We start from the raw sequence: 8,053 nt of genomic DNA on the forward strand, positions 1-8,053 counted from the left end.
ACGCAAGACATACTGGCGGCAAGATGATTTTGAGAATAGAAGATACAGACAGGACTAGGTTTGTAGAAGGCGCTTTAGAAAATCTATTAAAGGCCCTAAAATGGTCAGGAGTTGAAATCGACGAAGGTGTAATGCTTGATGAAAATGGCAATGTTACTGAAAAAGGCGATTTTGGTCCATATATCCAATCTGAAAGGGTAAAACAAGGTATTTATGACAAATACATAGACCAATTAATCGAAGAAGGCAAGGCTTACTATTGCTTCTGCTCACAAGAAAGAGTTGATAGTGTAAGAGATCAAATGAAAGCTGACGGCCTTACACCAAAATACGACGGACTTTGCCGTTCCATTCCTCTAGAAGAAGCTAAACAAAGGGTTGCAAATGGTGAGGAACACACAGTTAGACTAAAATTACCAAAAGACTATGATATTTCCTTTAATGATAGAATCAAGGGTAAAATCACTTTTAATACTGACGACCAAGATGACCAAGTTCTTATAAAAAGAGATGGTTTCCCAACCTATCACTTTGCTGTAGTTGTAGATGACCATTTGATGGGAATTACCCACGTTGTTCGTGGAGATGAGTGGATTTCATCAACACCAAAGCACGTTTATCTTTACGAAGCTTTTGGATGGGATGCTCCAGAATATATTCACCTACCTACCGTTTTAAATAAGGACCACAAAAAATATTCAAAGAGAAACGGCGACGGCATGGTAGAAGATTTCATTGAAGAAGGCTATATGCCAGAAGGCCTAATCAACTTCCTATCATTACTAGGTTGGTCACCAGATAGCGAAGAAGAAATTTTCTCCATGAAGGAACTTGCTGAACAATTTGACTTTAATAGGGTAAACAAAACTGGTGCTGTTTTTGACAAGAAGAAACTTGACTGGGTAAACGGCCACTATGTCAGAGACCTAAGCCCAGAAGAGCTTGCAGAAGACATCAAGCCATATATGATTAAGGCTGGATTAATTGACGAATCTTATGACCATGACAAATTAGTTCTCCTTGCAGAAACATGGCAATCAGCTATTGACAAGTTCTCAGATGCACCAGAACTTGCCAAAAATTACTATATCAAGAGCGAAGACGTTGACTATGATGATGACGCCAAAGAAGCAATTTCAACAGATGAAGCTAGGACTTTATTTGCTGCATTTTTAAACCAGCTTGACCAAGTAGATGAAATAGATGCTGATTTTGCAAAATCAGTTATGAAAACTATCCAAAAAGAAACAGGCATCAAGGGCAAGAACCTTTGGTTCCCAGTAAGGGCAGCAGTCACAGGTTCAGTTCACGGACCAGACCTATCAAACGCCTTTTTAATCATGGGCAAGGACCTAGTTAAGGATAGGCTAGAATACGTAAGGGATAATTTTTAATGAAGATTTACAATACTCTTAGTAGGACTAAGGAAGTATTTAAACCAATTGAAGAAAACAAAATAAAAATGTACGTCTGCGGACCAACAGTTTATGATTATATGCACATAGGAAACGCTAGGCCTTTGGTAATTTTTGATACCTTTAGGCGTTTTGCCCAGTATAGGGGCTATGATGTGACCTATGTGGTAAATTTCACCGATGTTGACGATAAGATTATAAAAAAATCCATCGAGGAAGGCATCACTACTAAAGAAGTCACAGACCGCTACATTGCTCAGTACATGACAGATGCAAAGGCTTTAAACCTAGACGAAGAAGACACCATTCATCCAAGGGCAACCGAGGTAATGGATGACATCATAGACTTTGTAAAGGGATTGATTGACAAGGGCATGGCATACGAATCAGACGGAGATGTTTACTTTGATGTAAGCAAAAAAGCTGACTACGGCAAATTGTCAAGAAAAAATCTTGATGATCTAGTTCATGGGGCTAGCCAAAGATTAGACGATAAGGACGCTGGCAAGAAGAAAAATCCTGCTGACTTCACACTTTGGAAGGCGACTAAACTTGAGGGCGAAGTTGCTTGGGATAGCCCATGGGGTGCGGGTAGACCAGGTTGGCATATAGAATGTTCTACCATGAATAAGAAAATCTTGGGAGATACAATTGACATCCACGCTGGCGGGGAAGATTTGGAATTTCCTCACCACGAAAATGAAATTGCCCAATCAGAAGCCCTAAATGATGTGACTTTTGCAAATTATTGGATGCACAATGGAATGATTCAGGTAAATGGTTCAAAGATGAGTAAGTCAGTAGGAAATTTCTTTACCCTTGATGATATCAAGAAAGAATATGATTTGATGACCATTAGATTTTGGCTTTTAACCACATCTTATAGGCAGCCAATCAACTTTACCAAGGAAATAATCGACCAGGCCCAGGCTTCCATAGATAGGCTAAACAATGCCTATTTTAAGGCGGAAGATCTACTTGCAAATGCAAGCGAAAAAGAAATCTCAGATAGAGAAAAAGATTTACTTCAAATCCTAAGTGATAAGGAAGATGAATTTATAAGTGTAATGGAAGATGACCTAAATACAGCAGATGCCATTACAGTTTTATTTGACCTTGCTAAATTTATAAATACAAACCTAGACGGAGATTCTTCTAAAGGATTTGTAGAAAAAACTTTCGACCTTTATAAGAGACTCTATGACGTTCTTGGACTTCTTGCCAAGAAAAAGGAAAGCAAAGTAGACGAGGCCTTCATAGAAGAAAAAATCGCAGAAAGAAACGCAGCCAAAAAAGCAAAAGATTTTGCCACAGCTGATAAAATTCGTGATGACCTCAAGGAAATGGGCATCATCCTAAGGGATACCAGAGAAGGTACCAAGTGGGAGATAGGATAATGGATAAGATTTACGGCAGAAAACCTGTAATCGACGCCATTGATTCGGGTGTTAATATCTATAAGGCCTTTGTAATCAAGCAAAATTCTAAAATTGTCGATGAGATTATTTCTAAGCTTCAAAGGGCAAATGTTGAGATAAATTTTGTAGATAAGAGATTTTTTGATAAAATAGAATTGAACCACCAGGGAGTTATGGTAGAGGTAGAATCTTTTCAGTACAAGGACTTATCAGACCTTTCTAATTACCAAAGGCTGATTATCCTTGATCAAATCGAGGACCCTCATAATCTCGGTGCGATAATCAGAAGTGCTGAAAGCTTTGGTTTTGATGGGGTGATTATTCCTGAAAGAAGGAGTGCATCTGTAAGCCCAATAGTTTACAAAACTAGTGCTGGAGCTATCAATAATATAAATATTATCATGGTTAAAAATATAAACAGGGCCATAGAAGAGATTAAGGAAGCCGGCTTTTGGGTTTATGGACTTGCTGGCGAGGCCTCCTCACCAATCGACCAAGTGGACCTAAAAGGCAAGGTCTGTTTGATAGTTGGCAATGAAGGTAAGGGACTTTCTAGACTTGTTAGGGAAAATTGTGATATACTTATTAATATACCAATGAAGGGTTTTGTAAATAGTCTAAATGCATCAGTAGCCTCAGCTATAGCCATGTATGAGGTTTTAAGACAAAATGGCTTTAGTTAAGGAAAATATAACCTATGTAGACGGCTACAATGTGATAAACAAATGGCCAAAATTAAGGGAAACTACCAGGGAGAGCTTACAGCTAGCTAGGGAAAATTTGATTGAGGACTTGGCTGAATATAGCTTCCTAACAGGGGAAAAATTGGTGATTGTTTTTGATGCCTACAACCTTGACAGGCTAAAGGAAACGACCATCGAAAAATATGGGATGAAAATAGTTTTCACCAAGAGATTTCAAACGGCAGATACCTATATAGAGGCAGAACTTGCTAGGATTGCCAGAAGGCACAATGTCAAGGTTGTTACTGACGATGGGCAAGTTCAAAATATGGCTCTTGTGAAGGGAGCAAGCAGGATGACCGCTCTTGAGCTAAAGACAGATCTTGATATGTTAAGGATTAAGATTAAAAAAACAAAGAAGGCAAACTTTAGCCAAAACTACGACGCCTATCCCATTTCCAAAGCCTTAAAAGCTAAGCTAGATGAGCTTAAAATAGACCTAGATGACTAGGTAGGGTAAATAAATTCAAACGGGTGATAAGATGGATAAAATAAATTTAAAAGATAAGGAAACTTTAGAAAAGCTTAGGGATTATCTTGATACAAGTGATTTGAGCGAAGAAGAGCTCATTGAAATTGTAGAAGCTATGACCGAAGAGCAAAGAGAAGAAATTCTAGACATCATTTCTGAAGAAGATGACGATGAAGACTTTGATGATGACGACCTCATTGGTTCTGCCAAAAAGGGAGTAAACACCTCTCTTGCCCCTATCAGACGCAAGGATATGATGAAATTATCCGACCTTAATAATGAAGAGATAGTGGAGCAATTCCAGCTAGGCAATCAAAATGCTCTTTCAGCCCTTGTTGAAAAAAACCAAGGATTAGTAAGGAGTAGGGCATCATATTTCTTTAGGTCCCACGGCAACGACCTTGACCTAGAAGATTTGGTTCAATCCGGAATGTTAGGCATGATAAGAGCTGCGGAAAAATTTGACCTCACTTTAGGTTACAAATTTACCACCTATGCCTACAAATGGATAGACAAGGCAATTAGAAAAGCCATTAACAAAGAAGGACATACAATTAGGATACCTGCGGGTAAGTACTTAAAATTAAACAAATTAAAACAAATTCTAAAGGCCAATCCAGAGGCTAGTGATGAGGAACTTTACAGGATTTTAGAAAATGAAGGGATAAACAAAAAACAAGCAGATGATTTGTTCCTCATAAACAGAAACCAAGTAAATTCCACATCCCTAAACATCAACCTAGATAGCGAAGACTCCACAGGTGATGAGCTAATGGACATGGTTGGCGATGAGTCAACCCCAGTAGATATGCTAATCCTTGAAAAAGATATGGAAAACTTCCTTATGCAAGCCCTTGACCAACTAACAGATAGGGAAAAGCAAATCATAATCTACAGGTATGGCCTAGACAACGAAAAACCAAAAACCCTAGAACAAATAGGAGCAATTTACGACCTGTCTCGAGAAAGAATAAGACAAATTGAAAACCAAGCTCTAGGAAAATTAAAAGATTATTCAGATTCAATCGGATAAAAAATATAAAAATAAGAATAACTTAAAAAGAAATAAATTACCCGCCTCACTTTTTTAGTGATGGTCGGGTATTTTTAAAATTTATTACAGGGAGCATTTTATGGAAAAAATAAAATGGTATGGAATAGCAACTTGTGTATGGATATTTATATTTCCGGTAACAGGCATATGCGGTTGGGCTTTTATGGTTAGCGGCCTATTTGCTATAGTCTTATCAATCATAAAATTTTTTACAAGAGTATTGGGTTTAGATATTACCTGGCTAGGGAATGCTGGCTTTAATTTAGGAGCTTTCAGCGAATTAATTATTTCCATAATTGTTGGAGGAATATTAACACTTGTAGGAATGTGGCTATGGAAAATCACAAAGCGATTATATAAGTGGTTAAGGCTAATAAAACCTACTAATATTTCTGCTGGACTGTGAAAAATATTTTTAATTTATGGTAGGACAAGATAAATTAAGCGATAGGAAATAAAACCCATAAGGAGAGATAAATATGATAGAAGTAAAGAACTTTACCAAAGAATATACAGTCGAGAAGAGGGCTGTTGATGATATTTCTTTTGAGGCTAAGGATGGGGAGATTTTTGGATTTTTAGGTCCTAATGGAGCTGGTAAATCTACTACAATAAAGTCCATTGTAGGGATAAATTCAAAGACTAAGGGTGAGATTTTTATTAATGGAATCCGCCTGGAAGATGATCCAATGACCTATAAAAGTCAGTTTTCCTATGTGCCAGATAATCCAGAATTATTCGAAAATTATTCAGGAAATGAATATATAAATTTCATAGCAGATATATATGGGATTGACACTGAGACTAGGAAGGAAAGGCTTGATTATTACCTAAACTTTTTTGACATTAGAGATGCCATGAAAGACCAAATTTCAACCTATTCCCACGGTATGGCCCAAAGACTTGCTATAATCGGTGCCCTAATCCATGACCCACAGGTTTTAATCCTTGATGAGCCGATGGTTGGTCTTGATGCCAAGTCTGCTTTTAATCTCAAACAGATTTTAAGACAAAGGGCAAATGAGGGCAAGTGCGTCATGTTTTCAACCCACGTCATGGAAGTTGCCCAAGAACTTTGCGACAGGATTGCAATTATATCCAAGGGCAAGATTATAGCCATGGGAACTCTTGAAGAAATCAAGCACATCGCCAACAACGACGGTACTCTTGAATCAATTTTCTTGGAGCTTACAGATGAATAAGTCTAATATCCTAACACTCGCAAAATACAGTCTTAAAGAGTCATTTTTTCCATATATGCCGAGGAAAACTGTCCCAAATATGCCAAAATCATATTTAGGTAGGATTTTGCTTTTAATATGGACCTATGTATTTTTTGGAGCGATTTTCACAGGAGTTTTCAAGGCCTCTGCCTACCTTTACGTGGCAAACGACATGGCCTTTATGTATTTTACAAGCTTTGGCATGTCCATGACCCTAATGGTATTTTTATTTTACCTGCCACAAATTTTCTCAAACCTCTACACCAAGTCTGCCATAGCCAATTATCAGACTATGCCTATTAGGGAGGGCGAACTCTTTGTGGGCAAGGTTTTTGGTGGAGTTTTAAGCTTTGCTGACTTTTTCCTATATTTAGTCATTGGTCTTGTAATTTATTTTGGAGAAGCTGGTTTTGATCCTTGGGTTTTAGTAATGGGGCTAATATTGTATTTGCCAATGGTTTACCTACCTTATGGGATTTTGTCACTTTTCTTACTTGTAATAAAAAAGTTTACCAACGTCAATAGGCACGCAAAACTTTTTAAGACAATTGGCTATTTAATCATGTTTGCCATTATGGGAGTTATTTACTACTTCTCTTTTTCTGCTTCAAATTCAAATACTATGGGAAAAATGAATGTTGACCCAAATCAAATAAAAAATATGCTGGGCATGGTTTCAAATGTATTTTTCAACGCAAAAATATACGGCTTTGCAGTCGCAGGAGATATGAGCCAAAGGCTTATTTTTACAGGCCTTCTTTTGGCCTTGTGTTTGATTTTGGCCTTTATTTCCTATAGAATAGCAGACAAATTTTATTATGAAGCTGTATTTGACGAACACCTTGACACATCAAAGAAAGAAGCAACTCCAAGTAAGGATATTAAAATCGAAGCGGGCAGCCAATTTAAGGCGATTTTCAAAAAGGATTTGAAAACCCTCTTTTCAAACATTGTCTTTTTGTCAGGACCTCTTGGCATGGTTATGGTTATCTTAGTTATGGGCTTTGTCCAAGCGAGCCGTGCTATGGAAGAATCGGGAGTTGACCCAAATAGTCCAGAGTTTCTCCTATTTGCCTTTTTGATTTCCCTTGCGGTTGGGCTTTTTATCTGGATAAATGGCGGCCTTGCCAATACTTCTCTATCAAGGGAAGGCAAGAGTTTTTATCTCATCCAGACTTTGCCAATTGACCCAAAAAGCCACATGAGGGCGAGGTTTGCCGCAGCCTATGTCGTTGCCTGTGGGATAAACCTAATCCTAGCCATAGCCTTTACCCTAATCCTAAAACTCACAATTTTAGGTGGCTTGGTAATCTTTTTAGGACTTTGCCTAACAGGAGCATTCGCAACTATGATTAGTCTTTATTTTGGGACTTTTATGGTCTGCACCCAGTGGAAAAAACCTCAGGAAATCCAGCAAGGCGGAGGATTGAAGGCAGTTTTACTCTACCTAGGATCTCTCGTTATAATGGGACTTTTGGGCCTTATGGTCTTTGCAATCACAGAATTAACAGATAATATAGTCATAGGGGCAGGTGTAGCTTTCTTAGCTGTTCTTATTATTACATTTTTAATTTATAGGGCTACTCTTAAAAAATATACAAAGGGCTTTATGGATGTATAAAATAATAATCTCAGCTTTAAAAAGCTGGGATTTTTTAGTATAGTGAGTAACTAGAAAGGAAGAATTATGGAATATCAAAAACCCTTTATTTATATAGATACAAATTT

At 37.6% G+C, this 8,053-nt stretch carries 8 protein-coding genes; all 8 read left to right on the forward strand.

Annotated elements, in window-relative coordinates:
• A partial coding sequence (gene gltX, locus RQ893_RS06890; RefSeq protein ID WP_311482314.1) for a glutamate--tRNA ligase occupies nt 1-1,394 on the forward strand: 1,394 nt, incomplete at its 5' end.
• Nucleotides 1,394-2,812: a cysteine--tRNA ligase gene (gene cysS, locus RQ893_RS06895; RefSeq protein ID WP_311482315.1), complete on the forward strand. Its 1,419-nt coding sequence runs from the start codon at nt 1,394-1,396 to the stop codon at nt 2,810-2,812. The genes gltX and cysS, both read left to right, overlap by 1 nt.
• Nucleotides 2,812-3,516: a 23S rRNA (guanosine(2251)-2'-O)-methyltransferase RlmB gene (gene rlmB, locus RQ893_RS06900; protein ID WP_311482317.1), complete on the forward strand. Its 705-nt coding sequence runs from the start codon at nt 2,812-2,814 to the stop codon at nt 3,514-3,516. The genes cysS and rlmB overlap by 1 nt, the downstream gene beginning before the upstream one ends.
• Nucleotides 3,503-4,027, forward strand: coding sequence for an NYN domain-containing protein (locus RQ893_RS06905; RefSeq protein ID WP_311482318.1), 525 nt, complete (start codon nt 3,503-3,505; stop codon nt 4,025-4,027). Before rlmB ends, RQ893_RS06905 begins: the two co-directional genes overlap by 14 nt.
• Before the next feature lie 31 nt (nt 4,028-4,058).
• Complete coding sequence (locus RQ893_RS06910; protein ID WP_311482319.1) at nt 4,059-5,081, forward strand: sigma-70 family RNA polymerase sigma factor; 1,023 nt, start codon at nt 4,059-4,061, stop codon at nt 5,079-5,081.
• Nucleotides 5,082-5,181: 100 nt separating this feature from the next.
• Entirely contained in the window at nt 5,182-5,508 is a 327-nt protein-coding gene (locus RQ893_RS06915; RefSeq protein WP_311482320.1) for a hypothetical protein, read from the forward strand.
• Nucleotides 5,509-5,581: 73 nt separating this feature from the next.
• Complete coding sequence (locus RQ893_RS06920) at nt 5,582-6,304, forward strand: ABC transporter ATP-binding protein (RefSeq protein ID WP_311482321.1); 723 nt, start codon at nt 5,582-5,584, stop codon at nt 6,302-6,304.
• Nucleotides 6,297-7,946 carry a hypothetical protein gene (locus RQ893_RS06925; protein WP_311482322.1) on the forward strand — a complete coding sequence of 550 codons (1,650 nt, stop codon included), beginning with the start codon at nt 6,297-6,299 and terminating at the stop codon, nt 7,944-7,946. Before RQ893_RS06920 ends, RQ893_RS06925 begins: the two co-directional genes overlap by 8 nt.
• Nucleotides 7,947-8,053: the final 107 nt, after the last annotated feature.

This window comes from uncultured Anaerococcus sp., from assembly GCF_963510915.1.
Classification (GTDB): domain Bacteria; phylum Bacillota; class Clostridia; order Tissierellales; family Peptoniphilaceae; genus Anaerococcus.